Origin of the sequence: Peribacillus sp. NPDC096379 (genome assembly GCF_044762875.1) — a bacterium.
Taxonomy (GTDB): domain Bacteria; phylum Bacillota; class Bacilli; order Bacillales; family DSM-1321; genus Peribacillus.
The window spans coordinates 182970-207321 of sequence record NZ_JBIWFD010000002.1 but is presented as its reverse complement, the minus strand read 5'-3'; the positions used below and the strand labels follow the sequence as shown (position 1 = coordinate 207321).

General features: G+C 37.7%; 26 protein-coding genes. 11 read left to right on the top strand and 15 right to left on the bottom strand.

Annotation, left to right across the window (positions count from 1 at the left end; translation table 11 throughout):
• Window positions 1-52: 52 nt before the first annotated feature.
• On the top strand, window positions 53-868 hold the full coding sequence (locus ACIQZI_RS10065; RefSeq protein ID WP_403072636.1) for an ABC transporter ATP-binding protein: 816 nt from the start codon (window positions 53-55) through the stop codon (window positions 866-868).
• A 133-nt stretch (window positions 869-1001) separates the two neighbouring features.
• On the opposite strand, the gene ACIQZI_RS10060 is transcribed toward ACIQZI_RS10065, so the two are convergent.
• From ACIQZI_RS10060 to ACIQZI_RS10050, 3 genes are all read right to left on the bottom strand, one after another.
• Window positions 1002-1715, bottom strand: coding sequence for an EcsC family protein (locus ACIQZI_RS10060; protein ID WP_403073973.1), 714 nt, complete (start codon window positions 1713-1715; stop codon window positions 1002-1004).
• Between the two features lie 202 nt (window positions 1716-1917).
• On the bottom strand, window positions 1918-3123 hold the full coding sequence (locus tag ACIQZI_RS10055; RefSeq protein WP_403072633.1) for an ABC transporter permease: 1206 nt from the start codon (window positions 3121-3123) through the stop codon (window positions 1918-1920).
• Window positions 3116-3859, bottom strand: a complete 744-nt coding sequence (locus ACIQZI_RS10050; protein ID WP_062183369.1) for an ABC transporter ATP-binding protein — start codon at window positions 3857-3859, stop codon at window positions 3116-3118. The genes ACIQZI_RS10055 and ACIQZI_RS10050 overlap by 8 nt, the downstream gene beginning before the upstream one ends.
• 1276 nt (window positions 3860-5135) lie before the next feature.
• On the opposite strand from ACIQZI_RS10050, the gene ACIQZI_RS10045 reads away from it, so the two are divergent.
• From ACIQZI_RS10045 to ACIQZI_RS10035, 3 genes are all read left to right on the top strand, one after another.
• The gene (locus tag ACIQZI_RS10045) at window positions 5136-5561 is read left to right on the top strand and encodes an HIT family protein (protein WP_403072630.1); all 426 of its coding nucleotides are present in this window, start codon (window positions 5136-5138) and stop codon (window positions 5559-5561) included.
• Window positions 5562-5737: 176 nt separating this feature from the next.
• Window positions 5738-6844, top strand: a complete 1107-nt coding sequence (serC, locus tag ACIQZI_RS10040) for a 3-phosphoserine/phosphohydroxythreonine transaminase (protein WP_403072627.1) — start codon at window positions 5738-5740, stop codon at window positions 6842-6844.
• 102 nt (window positions 6845-6946) lie between these two features.
• The gene (locus tag ACIQZI_RS10035) at window positions 6947-7468 is read left to right on the top strand and encodes a tryptophan transporter (protein ID WP_403072624.1); all 522 of its coding nucleotides are present in this window, start codon (window positions 6947-6949) and stop codon (window positions 7466-7468) included.
• 55 nt (window positions 7469-7523) lie between these two features.
• On the opposite strand, the gene yhzF is transcribed toward ACIQZI_RS10035, so the two are convergent.
• Window positions 7524-7700, bottom strand: a complete 177-nt coding sequence (gene yhzF / locus ACIQZI_RS10030; protein WP_403072621.1) for a membrane protein YhzF — start codon at window positions 7698-7700, stop codon at window positions 7524-7526.
• 275 nt (window positions 7701-7975) lie between these two features.
• Between yhzF and ACIQZI_RS10025 the strand changes: the two genes are divergently transcribed.
• Window positions 7976-8341 carry a YtxH domain-containing protein gene (locus tag ACIQZI_RS10025; protein ID WP_403072618.1) on the top strand — a complete coding sequence of 122 codons (366 nt, stop codon included), beginning with the start codon at window positions 7976-7978 and terminating at the stop codon, window positions 8339-8341.
• A gap of 246 nt (window positions 8342-8587) precedes the next feature.
• Entirely contained in the window at window positions 8588-9166 is a 579-nt protein-coding gene (locus ACIQZI_RS10020; RefSeq protein ID WP_062182296.1) for an HTH-type transcriptional regulator Hpr, read from the top strand.
• Here ACIQZI_RS10020 and ACIQZI_RS10015 read toward each other — a convergent pair.
• Window positions 9163-9498, bottom strand: coding sequence for a DUF1878 family protein (locus ACIQZI_RS10015; RefSeq protein WP_403072615.1), 336 nt, complete (start codon window positions 9496-9498; stop codon window positions 9163-9165). The genes ACIQZI_RS10020 and ACIQZI_RS10015 overlap by 4 nt on opposite strands.
• A gap of 215 nt (window positions 9499-9713) precedes the next feature.
• On the opposite strand from ACIQZI_RS10015, the gene ACIQZI_RS10010 reads away from it, so the two are divergent.
• Window positions 9714-10256 carry a DUF3267 domain-containing protein gene (locus ACIQZI_RS10010; protein WP_403072612.1) on the top strand — a complete coding sequence of 181 codons (543 nt, stop codon included), beginning with the start codon at window positions 9714-9716 and terminating at the stop codon, window positions 10254-10256.
• A 116-nt stretch (window positions 10257-10372) separates the two neighbouring features.
• Window positions 10373-10552 (top strand): hypothetical protein, encoded by a 180-nt coding sequence (locus ACIQZI_RS10005; RefSeq protein ID WP_082191243.1) that lies wholly within the window; start codon window positions 10373-10375, stop codon window positions 10550-10552.
• 167 nt (window positions 10553-10719) lie between these two features.
• On the opposite strand, the gene ACIQZI_RS10000 is transcribed toward ACIQZI_RS10005, so the two are convergent.
• Window positions 10720-10803, bottom strand: a complete 84-nt coding sequence (locus tag ACIQZI_RS10000; RefSeq protein ID WP_082190951.1) for a YjcZ family sporulation protein — start codon at window positions 10801-10803, stop codon at window positions 10720-10722.
• A gap of 154 nt (window positions 10804-10957) precedes the next feature.
• A complete protein-coding gene (locus ACIQZI_RS09995; RefSeq protein WP_403073970.1) occupies window positions 10958-11044 on the bottom strand; it encodes a YjcZ family sporulation protein in 87 nt (28 codons plus the stop codon).
• 260 nt (window positions 11045-11304) lie between these two features.
• Between ACIQZI_RS09995 and ACIQZI_RS09990 the strand changes: the two genes are divergently transcribed.
• Window positions 11305-12177: a peptidylprolyl isomerase gene (locus tag ACIQZI_RS09990; RefSeq protein ID WP_062182305.1), complete on the top strand. Its 873-nt coding sequence runs from the start codon at window positions 11305-11307 to the stop codon at window positions 12175-12177.
• A gap of 105 nt (window positions 12178-12282) precedes the next feature.
• On the opposite strand, the gene ACIQZI_RS09985 is transcribed toward ACIQZI_RS09990, so the two are convergent.
• From ACIQZI_RS09985 to ACIQZI_RS09960, 6 genes are all read right to left on the bottom strand, one after another.
• Complete coding sequence (locus ACIQZI_RS09985) at window positions 12283-12471, bottom strand: sporulation YhaL family protein (RefSeq protein ID WP_062182308.1); 189 nt, start codon at window positions 12469-12471, stop codon at window positions 12283-12285.
• Between the two features lie 245 nt (window positions 12472-12716).
• Window positions 12717-13661, bottom strand: coding sequence for a 3'-5' exoribonuclease YhaM (yhaM, locus tag ACIQZI_RS09980; RefSeq protein ID WP_062182310.1), 945 nt, complete (start codon window positions 13659-13661; stop codon window positions 12717-12719).
• A gap of 164 nt (window positions 13662-13825) precedes the next feature.
• Complete coding sequence (locus ACIQZI_RS09975) at window positions 13826-16825, bottom strand: ATP-binding protein (RefSeq protein ID WP_403072605.1); 3000 nt, start codon at window positions 16823-16825, stop codon at window positions 13826-13828.
• A gap of 14 nt (window positions 16826-16839) precedes the next feature.
• Window positions 16840-18048 carry a metallophosphoesterase family protein gene (locus ACIQZI_RS09970; protein WP_403072602.1) on the bottom strand — a complete coding sequence of 403 codons (1209 nt, stop codon included), beginning with the start codon at window positions 18046-18048 and terminating at the stop codon, window positions 16840-16842.
• A gap of 260 nt (window positions 18049-18308) precedes the next feature.
• Window positions 18309-19559, bottom strand: coding sequence for an ABC transporter permease (locus tag ACIQZI_RS09965; RefSeq protein WP_062182319.1), 1251 nt, complete (start codon window positions 19557-19559; stop codon window positions 18309-18311).
• Window positions 19552-20451, bottom strand: a complete 900-nt coding sequence (locus tag ACIQZI_RS09960; RefSeq protein ID WP_062182322.1) for an ABC transporter ATP-binding protein — start codon at window positions 20449-20451, stop codon at window positions 19552-19554. The genes ACIQZI_RS09965 and ACIQZI_RS09960 overlap by 8 nt, the downstream gene beginning before the upstream one ends.
• A gap of 250 nt (window positions 20452-20701) precedes the next feature.
• Here ACIQZI_RS09960 and ACIQZI_RS09955 point away from each other — a divergent pair, with 250 nt between their 5' ends.
• Complete coding sequence (locus ACIQZI_RS09955; RefSeq protein WP_403072597.1) at window positions 20702-20890, top strand: YhzD family protein; 189 nt, start codon at window positions 20702-20704, stop codon at window positions 20888-20890.
• A 287-nt stretch (window positions 20891-21177) separates the two neighbouring features.
• Window positions 21178-22026 carry a dimethylarginine dimethylaminohydrolase family protein gene (locus ACIQZI_RS09950; protein WP_403072594.1) on the top strand — a complete coding sequence of 283 codons (849 nt, stop codon included), beginning with the start codon at window positions 21178-21180 and terminating at the stop codon, window positions 22024-22026.
• 136 nt (window positions 22027-22162) lie between these two features.
• Here the strand turns inward: ACIQZI_RS09950 and ACIQZI_RS09945 are convergent, their stop codons facing one another.
• On the bottom strand, window positions 22163-23671 hold the full coding sequence (locus ACIQZI_RS09945; protein WP_403072591.1) for a coproporphyrinogen III oxidase: 1509 nt from the start codon (window positions 23669-23671) through the stop codon (window positions 22163-22165).
• A gap of 322 nt (window positions 23672-23993) precedes the next feature.
• Entirely contained in the window at window positions 23994-24266 is a 273-nt protein-coding gene (locus tag ACIQZI_RS09940) for an HU family DNA-binding protein (protein ID WP_028393229.1), read from the bottom strand.
• Between the last annotated feature and the right edge of the window lie 86 nt (window positions 24267-24352).

Sequence of the window (24352 nt, the reverse complement as noted above, 5' to 3'; positions counted from 1 at the left end):
TTTCATATAAGCAAGTATACACTTTCGTAACTTAACTACTGGAGGAGTCTAGATGATTCAAGAGATGGATAGTCTTGTGATTCAACTGAACGAAATTATCTGGAACCGAGATAATAAGAAGATATTGAATGGGGTTTCCTGGAAGGTTAACAAGGGAGAACACTGGGCAATTTTAGGGTTAAATGGATCGGGGAAAACTTCTCTCCTAAAAATCATAACGGGCTATCAATGGCCAACTAAAGGGAATGTTTCCGTTTTGGGAAACATATTCGGAAAGACAAACATCCCTGAGCTTCGAAAAAAAATTGGATGGGTAAGCACTTCATTAGATGAAAAATTTCACTCCCGTCCAAGTGATACAGCTATAGAAGTCATATTAAGTGGAAAAAACGCTTCGGTTGGATTGTATGAAGAAATAACGGAAATTGATGTTGAAAAAGCTAGTGAGCTTCTTCAACAGTTCAGAATTAGTGATTTAACTGACCAAGCTTTCTTGTCCCTCTCTCAAGGAGAAAAAAGGAAAGTAATGATCGCTCGAGCGCTCATGTCTTCACCAAGCTTACTTATCCTGGATGAACCATGCAATGGTCTAGATCTCTATTCAAAAGAAGAGCTTCTTTCAACGATCGAGAAGTTGACCCAATCAGCTGAAGGTCCTACTCTATTATATGTAACCCATCATATCGAAGAACTCGTTCCATCTATTTCGCACGCTTTATTATTAAATAAAGGAAATGTTATTGCGAATGGACAAAAAAAATCAGTCTTGACCGAGACGTTATTAGAAAAGACTTTTGATCTCCCCATTTCATTGGGATGGGAAGATGAACGTCCTTGGATTCGAATTAAATCAATGAATAAAGGATAAATTCCTTAATAGAGTGAAACTTCACTCAGTGGGTGGATTACTCCCCGTTAATGTGGGATAAATTAAATGATATTTTAAAATATATAAGAGCCGCTTGTATCATCTGCTGCGATTGACACAAGCGGCTCATTTCTTATGCTTTTTCAGAAAGAATTCGCAGGCGATACCCATTCATCGCCGTTTCTCCTAGTTGATCCAACAATTGATGATTGGCGTAGGCCCCTACCGCTGCACCAATTCCCGGAACGAGCTGAAACATTTTGACGAAATCAATTTGATCTCTGTACTCTTGCTGAAACTGTTGCCAGTCTAATTCCTTAGCATGTTCAATATGATCCCAATTCTCAATAATATCCAGTGTTTCTCGTCGCTTGTCTTCACTAGAAAAAGCAAGCTGAAAAATATGAAGGATGAATAGTCGTTCTTCGTATTTCTTCGCGTCGAAGCCATACAATCCAGCAATTTCAAAGAGAAGTTTCATTTTAATCGTCAATAACAACGGAAAATCAGCAAGGCCTAGTAAAATACCCCCTGCACCCGTACCTGCCCCTTCAATTACCGCCGTTTTTCGATAGGTTACAATCGTTTCCTTCACCCATTGATCCTTTTGCTGCAAACTTAAGCAAGAAACATCTCTTTCCTTCGAAACAAATTTGGACCCTTTTAAAACAGCTTCAACAAGATTCCGGATGCTCTCGGTAATGACGCCATGTACCTTTTTAGGAATGAAGGTATTCATTTTATTTTGTGCGGTTTTGGAAATCCGCTCAAAGGTACCTGATTTCCGCAAAATTTTCTTTTTCCATGCCATAAGCTCACGATGGGTGATTTGTTCATACGTGTCGATTGCAATCATCTCCAGTTTTGTGTGAAGGATATGGGGACTTAGGCTTCGCGACTTACTAATAAGCCCGCTACTTAGCAGGTATACTCATTTTATCAAGAAAGCATCCAAAACTCCGGCTTTGCACCGCCACCATTGTGATTAGGCCAATGTCGCGTGCTACATGTGGTAAATGGTGGGTTTAACGCTATATTCGTTTTGTATGTTAGAAACTCTTCAATTTTTTTGCAGAATAGCCTCTAAATAGTAGAATAAATAAAATTGCTGCTAAGAATGACACCCCAGCACCCCACCAATTTCCCGCAATAAGTAACACGAGGGTAAACACGATTGCTTCAAAAAGTAAAAAGCAAGATACAAGTTGTATGACTGCTGTTTCTCGTAACTTAGCAGGCAGTGGATATAATGATACCCATATTTTCAACTCATGCTGTTTCCAAACAGGAAGAATTTGAATTCCTGTCATATAAAGAAACAAAATCGTGACGAGTATACTCGCAACCATTGAAGGAAAGGTAAGCAATACAAACGATCCGATAACAGTCAGCCTTACTAGTAAGCCTACATAGTCATTGGCCCGGAGCATCGTCCGAGCATACAAGAACATGTACGTTGATTTTTGACGATAAGGTATGAAAGTGAGTAACCAGTCTAACCATTTTCGTCTGGCCACTTTTCCTCTCAGCTTAGGTACATCGGTGAATAGATTCGCAATCCGGTAAAACGACATCATCCGCTTGCCCTCTAGTTCGATTAATCGCTCCCACTTAATGCCCTTCTTTGTCGTTGTATGCCTATAATAAAAGAATAAACCACACAGAAGTACGAGTAGTATTATACCTAAATGACTCGCATCGGCAAAAACTAAATAGAGTAAAACAATATTCACTAATAATCGGATAAAGAAGTCAATTTTGATCGCAGACGGCTCCGTATACTTCAGCATATACCAATGAATATGTATGTTTAAAAATTTAACAGCCAACAACAGGATGATAACGTAAAGACTGGAAACTTTACTAGGATCTGCTACCTTTGTATACATCGGCAGGAAGACAATGTACACAATTATCAACATAAAGCCCTGCATCATCGCACTCAACCAAATAGAATTTTTAAAATACATTCTAAGCTTCGTTTCTAGCGGCAATAGGAACACCACATCCGCTTCTTTCAAAAAAGTCATGATCGGGCTTCTTGTTAGGAAAAAACCAAGAACGACAGCCATGATCCAAGCTGCTGGAAAATCAGCGGTCAAGGTCTTCACCCATTCGCTGTAATAAAAGCCGAGTCCGCCTAAACCAATCACCATAACAAACATTAAATGCCCGTTAAAAATATATCGTAAATACTTTTGCATTTCTTGGCTGTAGCCGAGGAATCGCTCTTTCCATAACCCTCGGCTATTCATGTTTAGTTTCTTCCTTTGTCAGTTGAATATATAAGTCATCAAGTGTTGCCCCTGGCATATCAAATTGACTTCGAAGCTGTTCCAAATCACCTTTTGCACGAATTTCTCCATTGTGAAGAATGACGAAAGAATCACAATATCTTTCTGCTGTCGCAAGGATATGAGTAGACATTAAGATCCCTGCACCGCTTTCTTTCATATTTTGCATAAGGTCAAGCAACGACTGGATCCCGAGCGGGTCTAGTCCCACAAACGGTTCATCCACAATATACAAAGATGGTTGAACAAGAAACGCACACATAATCATCACCTTTTGCCGCATCCCTTTTGAAAAATGGGCTGGAAACCAAGATAAACGTTTCTCCATATGGAATTCCTTTAATAATTTCCCCATCCTATCTTTAAATACGGATTCCTCTAGACCGTATGCCATCGCAGTAAGCCTTAAATGCTCCTCTAGTGTAAGCTCATCATAAAGAATAGGTGTTTCAGGAATATAGGTATACTGCTTTCGATATTCATCTGGATTCTCAGCAAACGTTTTTCCTTTTATTGTAATCGAACCACTTTTCTCTTCCATCAATCCAATGATATGCTTAATCGTTGTACTCTTCCCCGCACCATTCAAACCTATAAGTCCAACAAGCTCATTCGGCCGAATGTCAAAGCTGATTCCTTTTAATACAGGAATTCTTGTATAACCTCCGACTAAGTTGTTTATTTCTAATAAGGACATATCAACGATCCCTTCCATAATGTACGTTAGTTCCATTTTAACAAATTCCGTTTTGTTTATCGAGCTAAGAAAGCTTTAGTTTTTTTACGAATTTTACTTTCTAACCTACAGCGCTTTTTTTAATGGTGAAAAAACATTTGGAATCCCCGTGTATATAATACTTAAATTGTGGCTATCATAAGTAGTGAAGAAGGGGTTCTTCATTAGACTTTTGATTTTATCATCTTGTCAAATGAGGTGTCAGTTAAAGACAACTAACTGCAATATACCAGAAACTTCAATGAACCAAACGTTTATGCAAGGAGATGGTTGCTTTGCAAACATTAGACGAAAGAAACATTCATGCACGATCCAATACGCTTTATTGTTGCAAAACTTTAGAGTTATAGGAGATGGTTGCTTTGAATGCAAAAACTTTTTTTAAACGCTAAAACTTACTTTTAGTAAATGAGGTGTTTATCGGAGACAGTCTATGTAAATAAACGTATTTGGAGTGTGACCCCTTTTTCATAGGCAGGGTGCAGCCATCAGCTGCATCCTGTTTCTTTTTAACATAAGAATACAAATATCTCCACCACTACTTTCCTTCTAGAGGTTGTTCAAAAAGTCAAAAGCTTGGGAATTGCCTCAAAGCTCTTTCCCTTCAGCCCTCACGTATTACTGTATACGTGAAAGGTTCTCGAAATGCGCTCCTCGAACTTCTCGGCTCTTTTTATCCTCCTTTTTGAGTACGCACTTCTATATACATTTATTTCAATTTAGAAAATTTCGCTGTTTTTATAGACACATGTTTTTTTAATTGATCATGTATATAAAACGTAAATCATGGCTATCATAAGTAGTGAAGAAGGGGTTCTTCATTAAACTTATGATTTCATCATTTTGTCAAATGAGGTGTCAGTTAAAGACAACTAACTGCAATAAACCAGAAACTTCAATGAACCAAACGTTTTTATGCAAGGAGATGGTTGCTTTGCACACATTAGACGAAGAAAACATTCATGCACGATCCACTATACTTTACTGTTATAATGCTTTAGAGATATAGGAGATGGTTGCTTTGTATGCAAAAACTTTTTTAAACGCTAAACTTACTTTTAGTAAATGAGGTGTTTGTTAAAGAAAGTCTATGTAATGAAACGTATTGAAGTATGGCCCCTTTTTCAAGTCGCAGGGTGCAGCAATCAGCTGCATCCTGTTTCTTTTTCTTTCCGACTTTCATGTAGCTATGATAGGATAAGATTACCTAAACATTAACCAGGAAAGGATGTCAAAGATGAGCGATTGTATTTTTTGTAAAATTATTACTGGAGAGATCCCGAGTACAAAAGTATTTGAAAATGAACATGTACTTGCCTTTCTTGACATTAGTCAAGTAACGAAAGGTCATACATTGGTCATCCCAAAAGTACATAAAGAAAATGTTTATGAATTAACACCTGACATGGCAAAAAGTATTTTTGAAGTAGTGCCAGAAATTGCTCGTGCTCTAAAAAAGGCGTTCAATCCAATTGGCTTGAATACTATTAACAATAACGGTGAAGCTGCCGGACAGTCCGTTTTCCATTACCATCTTCATTTAATTCCACGCTACGGTGAAGGTGATGGATTCGGAGCCGTTTGGAAAACGCATACGAGTGAATACACACCTGAAGACTTGCAAGCTATGGCACAATCCATTTCAGAAAACATGGAAAATTAATCATAAAAAATTCACCTTGGAGCCTAACTCAATGGTGAATTTTTTATGATTTAAAGGAAATTTCAATCAAATCATGATTATTTCACTAAACATTCTTTTTTTTCTTTCAACTTGTAAACATTTTCTGATAGGATAGAAACAATCAAGTCCTTTCACACATACAAGGAGGAATAAATATGAAAAGAGCACGTAATTTTAATGCAGGTCCTGCTGCTTTACCCGAAGAAGTTTTAAAAAGAGCGCAATCTGAATGGTTAAATATCGACAACACAGGGATGTCGGTCATGGAATTAAGCCATCGCAGTGATACGTTTGAAACGATCCATAATCACGCCATTCAAACACTTAAAGAACTAATGGATATTCCAGAAAATTATGATGTTCTCTTCCTGCAAGGCGGTGCTAGCCTTCAATTCTCGATGATTCCAATGAACTTATTAAAAGCCGATAGTCAAGCGGACTACGTTCTAACTGGAAGTTGGTCGGAAAAGGCTTTACAAGAAGCGAAGAAAATCGGAACAACTAGAGTTGTAGCTTCTACAAAAGAGTCAAATTATACATTCATCCCGAAACTTTCTGATATCGTCTATAATCAAGATGCAGCTTATTTACATATCACTTCAAACAATACCATTTACGGAACGCAATGGAATGAATTTCCGGATTCAAAAAATGTTCCTTTAGTTGCGGATATGTCCAGCGATATTTTGAGTAAAAAAATAGATGTCAGCAAATTCGGTTTAATCTATGCCGGCGCGCAAAAAAACCTTGGTCCATCTGGTATTACCGTTGTCATCATTCGTAAAGACCTTATTTCTGATTCTTTGGCTGAAATTCCAACTATGTTGAATTACCATACACATCAAGCTAGCAATTCACTATATAATACGCCACCAACTTTAGCTATTTACCTCCTCTCACTTGTACTTGATTGGGCAAATGATTTAGGTGGTATTACCAAGATTGAAGAAATGAACGCGAAGAAAGCAGAATTACTTTATCATGCCATTGATTCAAGCGATGGATTTTATAAAGGACATGCCGAGCTGAACAGTCGTTCTTATATGAATGTTACCTTTACCCTTCCGAACAAAGAAATTGAGCAGGAATTTTTGCAAAAAGCGAAAGAAACTGGGTTTATCGGCTTGAACGGCCACAGATCTGTCGGTGGCTGCCGTGCATCCATTTATAATGCCGTTCCACTTGAACATTGCCAGGAGCTTGCTAATTTTATGAATACATTTAAAGATACTTACCAGCATCAAGAAAAAAACTCCTTCTAAAAAAAGGATAGTCATGATATACTATTTTAAACCTCTCGCAATAGGCAATAGTGCACTGTTGGGGAGAAACTTTAGACGAGATGAGAATAGGAGAGATGAGAAATGAATACGAAAGTACTAGTGTCCTTATCCTTATTAATGGGGTTAGGTGCTGTCCTGCATCTAGTTGTCCCTGGAATTGCTTTTGGAGTTAAGCCCGATATGATGCTAACTATGATGTTTTTAGCCATTATCTTATTTCCAGAAAAGAAAAATGTCTTTTTAGTAGCAGTAACAGCCGGAGTCATTTCCGGACTTACATCAACCTTCCCAGGTGGAGGTTTCATCCCGAACATTATCGATAAATTTATCACTGCCTTTCTATTTTATTTCATGTTTTTGGCTATTCGGAAATTCACTAAATCATTTATCAGCATTGGATTTCTAACGGCGATTGGAACCCTAATTTCCGGTACGGTATTCCTTGCTTCAGCTCATTACATTGTGGGTCTACCAGAAGCATTCCTTTTAATGTTTGCTGGAGCCGTACTTCCGGCAATCGTATTGAACGTAATCGCAGTTGCTATCATTTATCCAATTGTGACTGGGCTTGTCAAGCGATCAAACATTCCTGCAAATATATAATCTTAAACTTTTCAAAACACCGGATGTTTTTCCGGTGTTTTTTTAAAACCATCTATTATATGACAAGCTGGATTAGAATGCCAATTAGAAGGAAAGCGATACTTGCTATAGCTAAGATCAGTACTCTTTGTTTTATAGTTTTTTTGGGCGGAAACATGCCTGGTCTTTGTAAAATAACCAAATAAAAGAATGCCGCCATTAAAAACACGAGCGATAAAATAAAGAAAAACAAGACGCATCTCCTCCTTTTCGAAATCTTTTTGTCATGTATATGTCAAGCCTCTACTTTTTATGAATTCCCAATCTCTAAACTATTTTTATATATTGAAAAAAATAAAGATGTTTTAAAAAACATTTTTGTGATATAAAGAATATATAAATTAACTCTTTCACTAATAAGAAAATTATGATATTTTAATAAAAAGATTACCAACTATTATTTTCTTACCTAGCAGGTTTTTTTAACTATAAGGCGAAATCAATATAGAAGAAAAATGAGGTGATCATATGAAGGCAAAATCAGTCATTCTTGGAGTGATAACAGGAACTATTGTTGGTGCAGCAGCAGCTCTTCTCACCGCACCAAGTTCTGGAACAGAGCTTCGCAGCCGTGTGAAAGCAAATACAACTGAAATTTCTAACTCCATTAAAGAGTTGAAGATCCAGTTGATGAATTTAAAAGAAGATGCCATACACGCTTCGAAAATAAGCAAAGAGACCATCAAAGCTTTTATAGAAGATGTGAAAATATTGATTGAAGGCTGGAAAAAAGATATTGAACCAAATGCAGAAGAATTGTCAAAAAACATAAAAGAAATTGAGGCGACGATTCAAGAACTCGAAATGATTGCTTCTCCTAAAATTGAATCATGAATAACTAAAAAACAACTGCCGGCTTGCCTAATATTTTTTTTAGACAGAGTGTACATATTTCTTTAGTAAAAAACAGGTTTTTTTAACATTAAGCATTGCCGGCACTTTCACCTTTTCGTAGCAGCATAAGCTTATACAAAATTTTTATATGAAAAATTCTAAAAATTTCGCAAATTTAGCTTTATTAATCTTTACTTTATTGTCATAATAAAACTAGAGAATTCTGATAAGTAGGTGAGTGTATTCATGCAGGAAAAAAATTATACTATGAAAGATGCTATGATCTTCAGCCAAAGAATTGCTCAATTAAGTAAAGCACTTTGGAAGGCTGCAGAAAAGGATTGGCAACAATGGATTAAGCCCTTTGATTTAAACATTAACGAACATCACATCTTGTGGATTGCTTATCATTTAAACGGTGCCTCCATTTCAGATGTAGCTAAATTCGGAGTTATGCATGTTTCAACTGCATTTAACTTCTCCAAAAAGTTAGAGGAACGCGGCTTATTAAGTTTTTCAAAGAAAGAAAATGACAAACGTAATACGTATATTCAAATTACCTTAGAGGGTGAAAGCATTTTATTAGATTTAATGGAACAGTATGACCCCGCTAGCAATTCTGTTCTTTCAGGAACCCTTCCGATGCGAGAGCTCTATGGGAAATTCCCTGATATGATGGAGATGATGGCGATTATTCGAAATATTTATGGCGAGGATTTCATGGGGATATTTGAACGTTCATTTGATAGTATCAATCAAGAATTTACCGAAGAAGAAGGTAAAATTGCAAAAAAAAAGTCAGAGAAAGAAACTGAAGCTGTTTAATTCTTTGCAATTTTCTCCATATCCTTCATGAAAGAAACATATAATCCTTGCTTTAAACAAGCTTCAATAAGTTCTTTTACTGTTACTTTTAGAGTCAACTCCATTGTAAGGCGGTTAAAAAGCGGTTGAAAATGTATATACCCTTCCGCTTTTTCTATTTCATATTGCTTGCTCAATTTATCACATAGTCTCAAAATCTCATGAGCTTCTGTTTCCGAAAGATTTTTTTCAAAAAAGATCACATCCAATTCCGCTTTCGGGTTCCGAATAACGTTTAATAAGAGTGTTTGATGAAATTTCAGTCTATTAATTTCCCTCTCTAGGTCTCGCATTTCCTGCCTCCACCAATCTTGTTCAATTACCGCTTTTCTCCATTATACATGATTTCGTTTACTTCTCCACGATTGAAAACGCATACGGATTATTTCATGTAATATTCTATTGATTTTTTGGCTTAATCATCGTAAAGTATGGGAAGGATTTTATAAGAAAAGCATATAGGCCTTATCTTATTATCTATACTATCCCGCTTGTGGAGGCGAATTTTTTGAATAGCTGGAAGTCGATCAACTTGGATAGACAATTTGGGAATCAATTTATCTTATTTCTATCCATGATGACCACGTTATTTTCTTTTATTGTTATTTATTTAAGTATGAGCGCGTTTTTTCCTAATGTCTCCATGTCTGATGACTATGGCTGGGTGTTACTTTCTTCAGTGCTTCTCTTATATCCGATTCATAAACTAATGCACTACTGTCCATGTATTTTGGAATATCCAAAAATTAAACCGGCGTTGCATGTAAAATGGAGTGTTCTTCCACTTATTTCATTCAAGGTAGATGACCCCATTCCAAAACAACTGTACAGATTAACCTTACTCTTTCCTTTTCTTGTATTAACGAGCGTTTTTATCAGTGGCGCATACGCTTTCCCACATTACGCGCATTATTTTACCATACTGCTTTCCATTCACACCGGATTATGCGTTTCTGATTTTATTGCGCTCAAATGTATGGCCGGATCACCTGAACAAAGCTTCGTAGAAGAAACAGAGCAAGGTTATGATATTCTTATTTTTAAAGATTAATTAGGTAATTTAAAAATGATGAATACAAGGAGTTACAAAGTTTTAAGTATCTTTTTATGAAATTATTTGGTATCGTAATGATACATACTTGTTCTAGAGGGAGGGATTCAGGAGTGATAATAATCGTGTTTATCATCTTCTCGGCCTTAATTCTATATAATATTAACAGAATGACAAACTCATTATGTATCCAAAAAGAAATTCCTGAAGACCGCCAGACGAAAGTATTTCGGACTATTAATATCTTAATTACGATTTTACTATTGTCCTCGTATGTTGAAATATCCTTTACATAAGTAATGTATAGGCGGCGGTCAGAATAACCGTTATCGATCCTTGATACAGCAAAAAAGGCCACCCTCGAGTGCCTTCTGACCCGTAGGTAGCAAGTGTAAGGTCAGACATCAAAACGAAGCGGAAAAAGGTGAACCCATTAACGGTTCACCTTTTTTAGTATCCAATTTTATAACCATGAAGCTCCGATGATAATCAAAAGGATAAAAAGTACAACAATCAAAGCGAAACCTCCGCCGACTCCTCCAGACATTGTGTATCCTCCTCTCAATGGTACATACATTCAATCCCGTTTTCAGAAAACTGGTTGCTCTTTTTTTACAACCACCACTCTAACGGCTACGATATTCTATTCAGCTTAGCTTTAAGAAGCGTGGGCTTTTTGTGTTTTTAATTAGATGTGGTGTTTACCTGCAAAAAGAAGCACCAACGATGATCAATAAAATAAACAAAACCACCAACAAAGCAAACCCTCCGCCAAATGCATTGCCCATATATATTACCTCCTTTATATTGATCGACAGCCTTTTGTTTAAGTAGGTGCTGCCTAATCTGCATAGAACCGATATGAGTGAACGATCCTTATCCTTACATCATATGTATTGGTCATGTAGACGGATGGGCGTTTGCCTACTTTCTACAAATTAAGATGCAAATTTCGCACTTTAATTTTCGAAAAACTTCCAAATATGGTATAGTAAGATTTGTGGATTCACACAACAGCCACGAATCTAGATAACAGGAGTTGTTCTAAATGAAAAAATGGGCTTTATCCATAACGGTAATTGCAGGTCTTCTTGGACTAGCTGCTTGTAGCAATGGCGGCGATTCTGAAGCGGTGGCAACTTCCAAAGCTGGAGATATCACGAAAGTAGAACTTTATGATGTAATGAAAGAAAGGTACGGCGATGCAGTTTTACAAGAGCTCGTATACGAAAAGATTCTTTCAGATAAATATAAAGTAACCGATAAAGAGCTAGACAAAAAATTGGACGAGCTTAAGACACAACTAGGCGAAAACTATGAGATGGCACTTGCTCAGTCTGGTATGGATGAAGCTGCCTTGAAAGATTCTATTAAAGTTCAAATGCTTCAAGAAAAAGCAGCACTTGCTAGTGTTAAAGTAACTGAAAAAGAAGTGAAAGAATACTACGATCAACAAAAACCTGAAATTCACGCAAGACACATCCTTGTTGAAGATGAAGCGACTGCTAAAGAAATAAAAGAAAAGCTGAACAAAGGCGAAGACTTTGCTAAGTTAGCGAAAGAATCTTCAAAGGATACTGGAAGTGCCGAAAATGGCGGAGATCTTGGATGGTTTGGTCAAGGAGCAATGCTTCCTGAATTTGAAAACGCTGCTTATGCTTTGAAAAAAGATGAAATCAGCGAACCTGTTAAAAGCCAGTATGGTTACCATATCATTCAACTTCTAGATAAAAAAGAAAAAAAATCTTTTGAAGAGTCAAAGGCTGAGATAGAAAAAGAATTAAAACTTTCTAAACTTGATGCTGCTTCAGTTCAAAAAGCCCTTAATAAAGAAGTGAAAGATGCAGATGTAAAAGTCAGCGATAAAGATTTGAAAGACACATTTAAAACAGAAGAACCAGCAGAACCGGCTAAGAAATAAAACAGAAACACGTTTAAGAGTAAGAGCTGGATGTATACAAGCAACCTTCATATCAACTCCCAAATCTTAAGCAAACAAAAAGGCAGGTCTGATGACCTGCCTTTTCTAATGTTCCATTCCTGGCTGCTGCTCTTTTTCTCGGCCCTCTTGTTCTTCCTTCATTCTCTCTATATACTTCTGCCCTTCCTGTTCAATCCACTCTTGCTCTTTTTTTCGGTCCTGCCTCGCCGTATAAACACTCATCCAAGCACTGACTAAAATCCCTGCAAATATAAACCAGATCCATATCGGCATGCTCTTACTCCTCTCGGGGATCTTGTCCCACTCGTATTACTAATGAATATGCATGGAGTGAAGATATATGTCATATTTTTCATTGTAGATGTCCCATAACGAAAAAGTCAGACCTCCTATCTGCTATACATCATTGATATAACGTGAAGATGACACATTAGCGGTCTATAAAGTGTAAGCTCTGACCCATTTCTGATGAATACAAAAAAGCACCAATGCAAAATCTTCGCACGGTGCATGTATCATTATTCAGAAAATGTCGGTTTGTAAAATGAACGATTTTCAAGAGCAAATACTTTTTCAGTAAATTCGCCTGGTTTAGCCTTTTCAAGAGCACGGTTCATCATATTAATCTTCGCATCTAAGTTATCAATATAGTGAAGAACTTCTGCTTCACGAACTAGAGGTGGTTTGGCACTCCCCCACTCTGCTTTGCCATGATGGCTCAAGACAAGATGTTGTAGAATCATGATTTCTTCACTTTGGATATTCAATTCATCAGCGGCTTTGCCTATCTCATTGACCATAATCGTAATATGGCCTAGTAGATTGCCTTCAGTTGTATAAACAGTTGATACTGGACCTGATAGCTCTTTCACTTTACCAAGATCATGCAGAATAATTCCTGCATATAAAAGGTCTTTATCAAGTGTTGGATATAAAGCAGTGATCCCTTTCGCTAGGTCAAGCATGGAAACCACATGATAAGCAAGTCCTGAATAAAATTCATGATGGTTTTTTGTTGCAGCCGGGAATGTTAAGAAATCACTTTGGTATTTTTTCAGCAAATGACGTGTGACTCTTTGGATATTCGGATTTTTCATTTCAAAAATATATTGCGTGATTTTCCCCATCATTTCATCTTGGCTCAATGGAGCTATTTGAATAAGATCTGCAGGTGTCACACCATCCTGTTCAGTCGTCAAACGGATATTCCGAATCTTCAATTGGCTGCGTCCTCGGAAATTCTGAACCTCTCCTAGCACTTTGACCGTTTTTTCACCTGAAAAATTACGCTCATCATCTTCAGAAACATCCCATAGCTTTGCTTCTATTTCTCCTGTTTTATCAGAAAGGATCAGTGTCAGAAAGGGCTTGCCATTACTAGCCACTGCCTTGGTACTGCTTTTTATATACATATATGTATCCATTGACTCACCAACACCGAAGTGAATGATGCCTTTTTGCATGTGTATATACCCCCGTTCTAAGTTAAGTATCAATAGTATACCATATCGCGCAATAGTACGGTTTCACCTTATTCGATTTTCACAAAAAACAGCATGTCTATTATTTGTTCATAAAGAGGCACCCAATAGGATTAGATAAAGTGAAACTTCAATCAGTGGGGGTTTTACTGCCCGTTAATGCGGGATAAATAGGTCAAGCTTCCTTGTGAAAAATGGTTGAGCAGATGTTCATGGCATGTAAAGAAAATAATTTGCCTTTGTTCAGATATTTTTGCTAATAAAGCAATCGTGTTTCCTGTTCGTTTACTGTCAAAATTCACGAAGCTATCATCAATGATAAGCGGAAAAGGATCCTCCTTGAATGTGTGGTCCGCCAGCGCAAGGCGAATCGCTACGTATATTTGTTCGGCAGTGCCACGACTCACTTCATTGACATCAAACATCAGATGATCAGAGCGCTGGACAGTGAATCCTTCCGTATCATGATTCAGGAAAATTCGGCTATACTGTCCATCCGTTAAATAGGAAAAATACTCTTCTGCTTTGTTTATAACACTAGGGAGACGTTCTTTTTTGAACGTATCAATCGTTTGATTCAGCAAACTTCGTGCAACAGCATATTTGGCCCAGTCTTTGGCATCTTCGTTAAACACTTGGCGCGCTTCATGAAATTGATGCATTCTATCATCATATAATCCACCCTCTTCAAGCTGTTTAATTCTATGTTTCCAATCCGATTGTTTCTCTAGCAGCGTCGATTGTCTACTAGTGATTTCATTTCGGATTGCTTCCAGATTTTCAATCGTATACTTACTAATATCCATTCCCATATACTCAGTTAGCTGTTTCCCTTGTAAACGTGACTGCTCCAGTTGCATGACGACAAGCTTCAGTTGGCTAAGAAGCTGTAGTCTTTCTTCAGCCCGTAATGCTTTTTCGCGAAAATCATCTTCATCCGCCACATTCGCTTTGTTGTACAATTCTTGGATTTGCCCGATGACATAATCCTTTTCAGATTTGTGATTCTCAAGTTCAACCATTGTCTTCGTTTCTTCCTCAACATGCTGTTTCAGTTGAATTTTCTTTTCGAACAAATCATTTAATGCCCTTTTTAAAATAGTAAGAGCTTCCTGCCAAGTACCCGGATATTCCCCCAGCTCCCCTGTATAATAAAACAACGTTTTCTTCCTATTTTGTATTTCACTATGAATATACTCATTGTTTTTACGAATCACATTTCTTTCTTCTACTTTCACTTTTAATTTTTCAAGCAAGCCAAAGACTTCCTCTAGGTCATGCTCGATCGCTTCATCTGGGATACCCCATATCTTAACAATAGTCATCGCTTCCGCCTGAACTGTTTTCCATGATGATTCCCAAGTTTCAAAATCGTGAATCACATCATCAAATGCTTGTTCCCGTTCTTCCTTCTTAAATGCTTCATTGGCTATTAATCTTTCTAGTTCACGATCTTGTTCAAGTAAACGCAAAGCTGGATCTGACTCATATTCCATTGAACGAGTTTGAGATTCTTCCTTCTCAATGGACGCCCTCTTTTCTTTAGCCTCAGAAAGTCTCCGTATATCATCGGCTAACGTGTGTTTCTCCTTAAAAAAGAAGAAACCGATCCAAATAGCAACCAGCGCAACTACAAAGAAAAACGTAAGTATTGTCTGCTTAGTCAAAATCGAATAGAACGATAGGCCTAATAGAATCAAGCTAATGAAAGAAAAAATACCACGTTTTTTACTAAGTTGATCCCGCTCTTTTTTTTCCTGTACCTTATAGTTCCGCTCCAAGTCCGCAATTTGTTCATCCAGCATTTCTTTTTTCACTATATGATACTGTTTATTTTGCCTTTGATCTTTTGCTGTTTCGAGCTTTAGCCTCTGCTCCTTTGGCAAGCGTCTACAGTTTAGTTCTTCAAGCCTCAGTTCAGACTGTTCTAACCGTCCCTTTACTAGTTTATACCGCTCATCAAGCTGCTCTTTTTCATTACGTAACACTCGTTTTTTTTGAGCAAGCGTTCTTATTTTCTCCTTCATAAAAGTGCTGAAATCTAGCTGTAGGATTGCTTCTACATGGTTTTTAAAGGACAAATCATCCTTAAGATTGTCGATTTCCTTACTTACTAGTTCTAAAGCTTTGTCCTCTTTATGTTTATCAAGCTCCAATTGTTCAAGTAGTGCAGAACTCTCGATAGCTGTTTCGATACTTTCCTTATGTTCTTCTAAAAAAGGTGAAAGGGCCATCTTTTCCTTTCCGGTCATCAGTTCTTGATACTGTTGTTGAAGTGAGACTTGCTTGGCCTCATGCTGAATAAGAAGAGAGTTTAGCTGTTCCAGCCGTTTTAAACCGTCAATCGGAAAAACTTGATCACCTAACCGGTCCAGTCTCGATTGGAGGACAGTCTGTTCTTTTGTAAGCGGCTTGATTCGAAGATATTCCCCTGTATAAAATAGCTGTTCTTCGTTAACTTGAAATTGTTGCTTTAGCTCTTCAAGTTTTTCACCAATTTCTTTTAACCCATTTTGAAGTTCGTTATAGTTCAGCTGATCATCACCTGAATGTTTCATATTTTGTTGAAGCACTTTCAACTGCTTCATTTGACTATTTAGTAACGGTTTCTGTCCAGAAGGTTTAAACCGTAGATCCAGCTCTTTTTGCAAACTCCCTTCTGCATCCAAAATCCTATCATTGCCAACTAAACCAGCCGAAAGTAAATATTTGCCAATTTCTCCTTCTCCCAGCATATGAAGCCCTTGTAGACCTTGTAGGTCAAAGGAAAAAATTGATTGATAATAGGCCTTATCCATGCCATGTAGGATATTGTTAAGTATTTCTTCTCCAGCAACTTCACCATTTTCAAAAGTGACAGATACATCCCCCGTTGCTTTTCCTTTTACCCGTTCAATTCTTATCTCGCCATATTGCTTTGTTGCAACAATAAGAAGCCCACCATATTTAGCGTGCATTTTCGGTTCATACCGTAACTCGTTTTGTACTTTGGTTGGAAAGCCAAATAATATACTATGGATAAACGACATGATTGTCGATTTGCCTGCTTCATTTTTCCCGAAAAACACATGCAATTCAGTCAAATTTGTAAACCGTTCATTTTCCATTTTTCCATACCCATATACGTATATCTCTCTTATTCTCAAACCACTCTCCCCCCTTAATGCAGCATTTGCAAAAGCATCCGTTTGGCGTCTTTTAGAATTTGTTCTTGCTCCTCTTCCGTCAAAGAATCAAGCCATTTCTTAGCAATCCCATGCCGATATAGAGGCTGTAGGGCTTCTTCAAATTCTGTAAAACGTTCTACCTTTGAAAGGAGCTCTGATGTAAACGGAGTGTCCTGTAAAACAGCTGGCATCGTGTCCTTGTGAACTGTCATCCGATATGGCCACACATTCCATTCCTCATGCTCTGACTGCTCTTGTAAAATAGAGAGAATGTCTGCTAGAAATTCTTCACTACATACATTAGGATGATGAACATTTCTACCATCTATTATAAGCTCAAGTAAATATTTTTCTGTAAAAGTATGATACTTTGTTAACCTATTCTTGCATTCAGTAAGGATCGAATCGAATGTACTTGTTTCAGGAATCACTACAGTCGCTGTATCCCAAATCATTTCTGCCGTTCGAATAAATCTGTGTTTCCAATCAACACCATTCAGCTCGATGATATAGCAGCCCTTTTCTCCACTTTCCTTGCGATTCCTTCCCTGAATATTTCCTGGGTAAATAGCGAGTGGTTGCTCAGCGACAATTTGCCTTTTATGAATATGACCAAGCGCCCAATAATCGAAATTCTTCTCCGTTAAATCTCGTAAGGAGAACGGAGCATAAGGGCTATGAGTTGTAAAGCCTTCTAAATTTCCGTGTAGAAGTCCAATATGATAATCGGCTCCCTCTATTTTTACATATGTATCGATCATTTTCTCAGTTACATGTCGCTTCGGATAGCTGAATCCATAAAGATGAACTAGCGTACCATCACTTTTGTGAAACGACTTCATTTCCGCTTTTTCCGAAAATACATGAACATTATCAGGAAAATCCACATGTATCCATGACCCGCTCAAATGATCGTGATTACCGTGAATGATATATACAGGAACCCCAGCAGCCTTCAATCGCTCCATTTCCCTTCGAAACCTCACTTGAGTTCGTAAGCTTCTATTTTCACCGTCATATAAGTCACCCGATAAAAGCAGAAAGTCTACCTTCTGGTGAATGGCCGTATCAATGATGCTGCGAAACGCCTTAAACGGACTTTCCCGTAACTCGTCTGCCCATGCTTGAGGCACAGATTTTAGTCCCGTAAACGGACTGTCCAAATGCAAATCTGCCGCATGTAAAAAAACAATCGGTCTCATACCCAAACCTCGATTCCGTTTTGATTCTTGTCTCTAGTTTATCCTAATTGTAGCACAAACAGAACACACTTTCCCATTTTTATCATTCATGAGAAAGAAAAGTCTCTCTCCTAACAAAAATGTTTATGTGACGAGAACGGACATAATAGACAGTGCATAGAGTATGAGGACGACAAAAAGGTCAGACCCCATATCTACTATTTACTGTTTATATGAAGTGAAGAGACTATAAACAGTGTATAGAGTATGAGGTCAGACTCTTAATTTTTCTTTGATAATTGTAAGGCGTTTTTAATGCTTTTTAAAGATTTTGAGCTTCCGTACATCAAGACGCCACCACGATAGATTCTAGCTCCAACAATACCTAACAGGATAATTGTCGCAATTAATAAGCCAATACTTATGGCGATTTCCCAGAAAGGAACATTAAGCATGCCAACGCGTAAAAACATGATCATCGGACTGAAAAATGGAATAAATGATGTGATCGTAATATAACTAGCTGAAGGATTGCCAAGGCCAAACATCGCAATCAGGAAAGCAATGACAACAAGCATCGTCATCGGTGAAATCATTTGCTGTACATCTTCTATTTTACTGACGACGGAGCCAAGACATGCGGCAAGTGTCGCATACAACAGATAACCAAGCATCGCGAATATGATCGCATAAATAATAGTCGATATATTCGTGTTACCAAAACCAAAAATCGCGAAGAATCCTTCATTCATATCGGTCAAATTTCGTTTAATCGAGACATACCCCACTCCGAAAAATAAGATCATTTGGGTAAGGCTAAGCAAGGCAACACCTAATATTTTCGCAAACATCTGAGTAATGGGCGAGACACTTGAAATCAAAATTTCCATCACTCGTGATGTTTTTTCTGTGGCCACTTCCATCGCAATCATCGTTGCGTACATTAACACACCAAAATAAATAACGAACAAAAGCACATAAACGAGACCTCGAGCTTGATTTAAGTCTTCCTCTGATTTTGCATTTTCTGCAAGAGCAATCGTTTCATAGGCTGGAGGTGTATTCAATTGTACGATTTGCTGATCCGTCAAGCTCAATTCGCTTGCTGTACGTTTACTTTTCAATTGAGAAAGTGCTAGAAATAAATCATCGCTAATCATTGAATCTGATATTTGATTGGCTTTATACGTTCCTTTTAAGCCATTGTCCACGTCTTTTTCAAGAAGTAAATAGCCGCTGATTTCTTCGTCTATTACCTTTTTCTCTGCATTTTCTTCATCTTGAGAAGCGATAATCGTAATTTCGTCGTTCACGACGGCTACTTCAGCTTTATAGCCATCAAATAAATGCTCTCCCGTTTGATCGATGATGGCAACCTGCTCTCTGTCATCACTTCCGAATGTCTTCAAAATATTCGTCATGTTAGAAAGAATAAGAACTAAGGCCATCATAATGACTGTAGTAATGATGAAAGATTTCGATTTTAATTTTGATAAATAGGTATGCGAAAGCACAATCCAAAATTTATTCATAGGCTGCACCCACTTTTTCGATAAAGATATCTGTCAATGACGGCTCTTCCAATTCAAATTTCCGGACAAACCCTCTTGGTACAAGATCACGAATGATATCAGCAGCAACATCCTCACCCGTCACCTGTAGAATCTTCCCTTCCATCGTTGTCTTGACTTTCGTTACACCAGGATAAGCATCCAAGAAAGATAGATCAAAATCGGCTCGAATCGACACATTCTTTTTCCCAAATGAACGCTTAATTTCTTTCAGTTTACCTTCAACTACAGGTGATCCCTTATGCATAATGCAAAGATGCTCACACATTTCTTCAACATGCTCCATACGATGGCTCGAGAAAACGATCGTCGTGCCACTATCTCGCAAATCGATGACCGCCTCTTTCAACATCTCCACATTCACCGGATCTAGCCCGCTAAATGGTTCATCAAGAATAAGCAATTCCGGTTTGTGAATCATGGAAGCAATCAACTGAATTTTTTGCTGATTTCCTTTAGATAGTTCTTCAACACGCTTATCGATATATTCTGGAACCTTAAAGCGGTCAAGCCAATATTCTAGCTCCTTCAAAGCCTTTCCTTTGTTCATTCCTCTTAATCTTGCCAGATAAACAATCTGATCACGTACCTTTAGCTTCGGGTAGAGACCACGTTCCTCAGGAAGATAGCCGATTAAAGAGCTGCTCGCATAATCTATCTTCTTTCCATTCCAAACAATTTCCCCTTCTGTTGGGTCAAGAAGACCAAGAATCATCCGAAACGTCGTTGTTTTACCAGCACCGTTGCCACCTAAAAAACCAAACATTTCTTTCTCAGGAATTGTGAAATTAAGATTATTGACAGCAGTAAATTCCCCAAACTTTTTTGTGACTCCTTTAATTTGTAAAGCCAACAGATTCCCCCCTATAAAGTAACACTTCCATCAGTAGTTTTTTTATCCGCACCTATTTTCTCACAATAAAATGAATGTAAGCTATTATTGCCAATTAAAATGGGATAAAGCACCATTCCCCTTTCATCTTAACGGAATTCCTATCCATGTACAACACGCAAATCCTAATATTAATGGTATAATCCTTAAATAAAACTGAAAATTAAAAATGTTCAGTGTGTATCATTCTAGAGTAAAAGGAGAGTTTTACATGAGCAGAACCTATAAGTTGACAGTCTTTGAAACTACTGGGGAAAAATTGTTAGATGAGGCTTTTACAGCTGAAAATGATAACTTGGCAAAAGAAATAGGTCAGCAATTATTAATTGAAAAAAACTTTGAACACAAAACACACCGTTGCACTTCTTCCGCAGGTAAACTTCTTCTCTTTCACCGTTAAAAAGAAAAACGTCAACAAAAGCTGGTGCATGAACCACATCGGCTTTTGAATACAAACAATTGGGCGTTCAGACCACTTTTCATGGGGAACCATAATCACTGCTGCTTCAAACATCATTCATGCATTCTCTAAATCAAAAGATGACATCTATCCACCACCGCTTTTATTAAGGCTAAATTCTCCATGGTTCTATTCTCTTTCTTTTTCTTAAATCCTTTAATTCATAATGTTTTCTAAGAGGGAATAAAGGAAAGAATAAAAGAAAAAGTCTAATTAGGGGGATATGCATGTTAATAGGTCATGATGCCGCAAGCTATTGCACGAGTGAATACGATCTTTTAAAAAAAGTGATTGTCTGTGAACCACAATATATGGAAATCCGCGAAGTGATCAACGAAACTCAAAAGCGATTCAAAAATGAAAATATTAATCGAAAACTGGCAATGCAGCAACATGAGCAATTTATTGAACGATTAAAAGAATTAGACGTGAAAGTATGTAAACTTCCCGCTCTTGAAGCATTTCCTGAACAAGTTTTCACACGTGACATCGGGTTCACCATTGGAAAAACTGTATTTGTTGCCGAAATGGCGACTCATTTGCGACATGGTGAGGACAAGGTATTAAAGTCTTGGCTTATCGAGGAACATCTGCCATTTTACGACTTAACAAAGGAGCATATTGAAGGTGGAGATGTATTGATTGACAGAAAATCGATTTACATTGGTGTCAGTTCTCGAACCCATGAAAAGTCTATCCGACAACTGCAAAGTCTCCTTCCGCATTTTGAAATCATTTCCATGCCTTTTCAGGAAAAATTCCTGCACCTAGATTGTGTATTCAATATCCTTTCGCCGACCGAAGCACTGATTTTCCCAGAAGCATTTGAACAAAGGGAAATCGATATGCTTCGTTCACGTTTTGATCTGATTGAAATTAATGACGAAGAACAATTTACATTAGGTACAAACGTGCTTTCAATAGGTAGAAAAAAAGTCTTCAGTCTTCCTTGCAATAAGATGGTGAATAATCAGCTCCGTATGAGAGGGTACGAATTAATTGAAGTAGACATTTCCGAAATTATTAAATCAGGTGGTTCATTTAGATGCTGCACAATGCCACTTGTACGGGAATAGATATTTTTGCGTTTTGATGCATAAATCTTGGATTTGACACATATTTGCTATTTCCACAAAATCCCGGATAGTTATTAACATAAATCACCAAAAGAACCCTACACCATTTCTATCATGGTGTAGGGTTCTTCTTCGATTATTTTTGTATAACCCCGAACAGTTCTTCAAGAATCTCTATTTTCTTCTCTGTATAGTGTTCAAAATTGTCATTGTATGACTTAGGATCCTTCGGGTTTGCAAAATGAGTAATCTTCCCTGTGACTGGGTCAAGGAACTTACTTGCCGCCCCACAGCCAAGCCCGATAATGGTTTGCTGTTCTTCCATGATCATGATGTTATACAAGCTTTCTTGACCTGGGAAGGAATAACCGACATTTTCAAGGTTGCCAAGAATATTCTTCTGGCGATATAAGTAATATGGCGTGTACCCATGCTTTTCTGTCCAGCTTTCGGCCGTTCGCATCATTTTCTCAGCTTCCTCACGTGAAGCTACTTGATACTTTTGCTTATTGCGTGTCATTTCCGAAGCACGTTTGAACGATAACGTGTGCACAGTCAGTGATTCGGGCAGTAGCTTTTCCGTCTCATCCAAGGTTACCTGGAATTCAGGTAGCTCCTCTCCAGGCAAGCCAATAATTAAATCCATATTAATATTATTCATGCCCATTTTTCTTGAAAGATGGAACTTCGTAATCGTTTCTTCAACCGTATGATGGCGCCCGATTGCCTTCAGCGTCTCTTGAATATACGATTGCGGATTCACACTAATGCGGTCAATGTTCCACTTTTTCAATACTTCGAGCTTTTCTGGTGTAATCGTATCAGGACGCCCTGCTTCAACTGTTATTTCACGAACCTTTTCAACATCCGGGAAACTTGCATACATTTCTTCGTACAGCATATCCATTTCTTCCGCAGTAATACTTGTTGGTGTGCCACCACCATAATAAATCGTGGTGATTTTGACATCATGTTCCTTCATCCAACGGCCCATTTCTTTAATTTCATAATGAAGACCGCCAAGAAATGAAGTCACAGAACCTTGTCTACCATTAATCGCATAGGCAGGGAACGTACAATATGCACATTTTGTTGGACAAAATGGAATCCCAATATAGATGCTCACTTCTTTTTTCAATTCGTATAAGTCCGGTATAGCTGCCAATTGACGATCGACGATACGCTGCATTAGATCAATTTTCTCATCAGAAATTAAATAATCTTCACGGAGTTCAGCATGTGCTTGTTCTTTCGATAGCCCTTGCTGAAGCTTTTGATGGAGGAGTTTTGTGGGACGAATTCCTGTTAAGATACCCCATTTCTGTGTGATGCCTGTGATCTTCTGAAGCACATCCAAATACACATGGGAAACAACTCGCTTCACTTGTTTAAACTGCTCTTTATCTGTTTTTGCTGGAATCAGCTCTTGCTCATAACCAGCTGTATAGTTTTTTTGCGTAGCTTTTATCAGAAGTGCTGCGGTCACGATAATTTTATCGGTTACTTCATACTGAAGTGTCACCTCAAAATCAGCATCACTAGCCTCGCCAAAAACAATTTCCGTTTCTTCATAAAATAAGTTCGCAATATTTCGAAGCGGACGTTCAAAACGCTCATCATGTAATCCCTTTATTTCAATTTGCAAAATGATCACCTGTTTAATTTTATTTCGTAAATATCCTTCTCATTTTACAGAATTGGACTAGTTCGGTCAATGTTAACAACAACCAAAGCAATTTGCTAGTGACTAATCCATCGTTTCATCTGAATATTTAGAAGCGATACTTTTCCGACCTTTTATAAAGAATTTCGGCCGATAACTGAACGGCAGGTAAACGAAAGCTTTGTTAAAAGGTATACATATCTTACTTTTTTTCTGGATAACCGTTTTCAAACGTTATTAAATAAAAAACTCTGGAGATGAACTCATCCCCAGAGTTTTTTTACACAATTGTAAATAGAATTACTTATTTAACAGCTTCTTTTAATTCCTTACCTGGTTTAAATGCGGGAACTTTGGAAGCAGCGATTTGAATTTCTTCACCTGTTTGTGGATTTCTACCTGTACGAGCTGCTCTGTCGCGCACTTCAAATGTGCCAAATCCAACTAATTGGATTTTTTCTTCTTTAGAAAGCGTAGTAGAGATCGTTTCAATCAACGCATCTACCGCTTTTTTAGCATCTTCTTTTGTTAATTCTGCTTGTGCTGCTACAGCACTGACTAATTCAGTTTTGTTCATAGTCTTACACCTCGTCCTTTATTCTTAAATAGTATGTAGAAATGAAACCATAACATATTATCTCTATATCTGTCACCTAGTAAGGC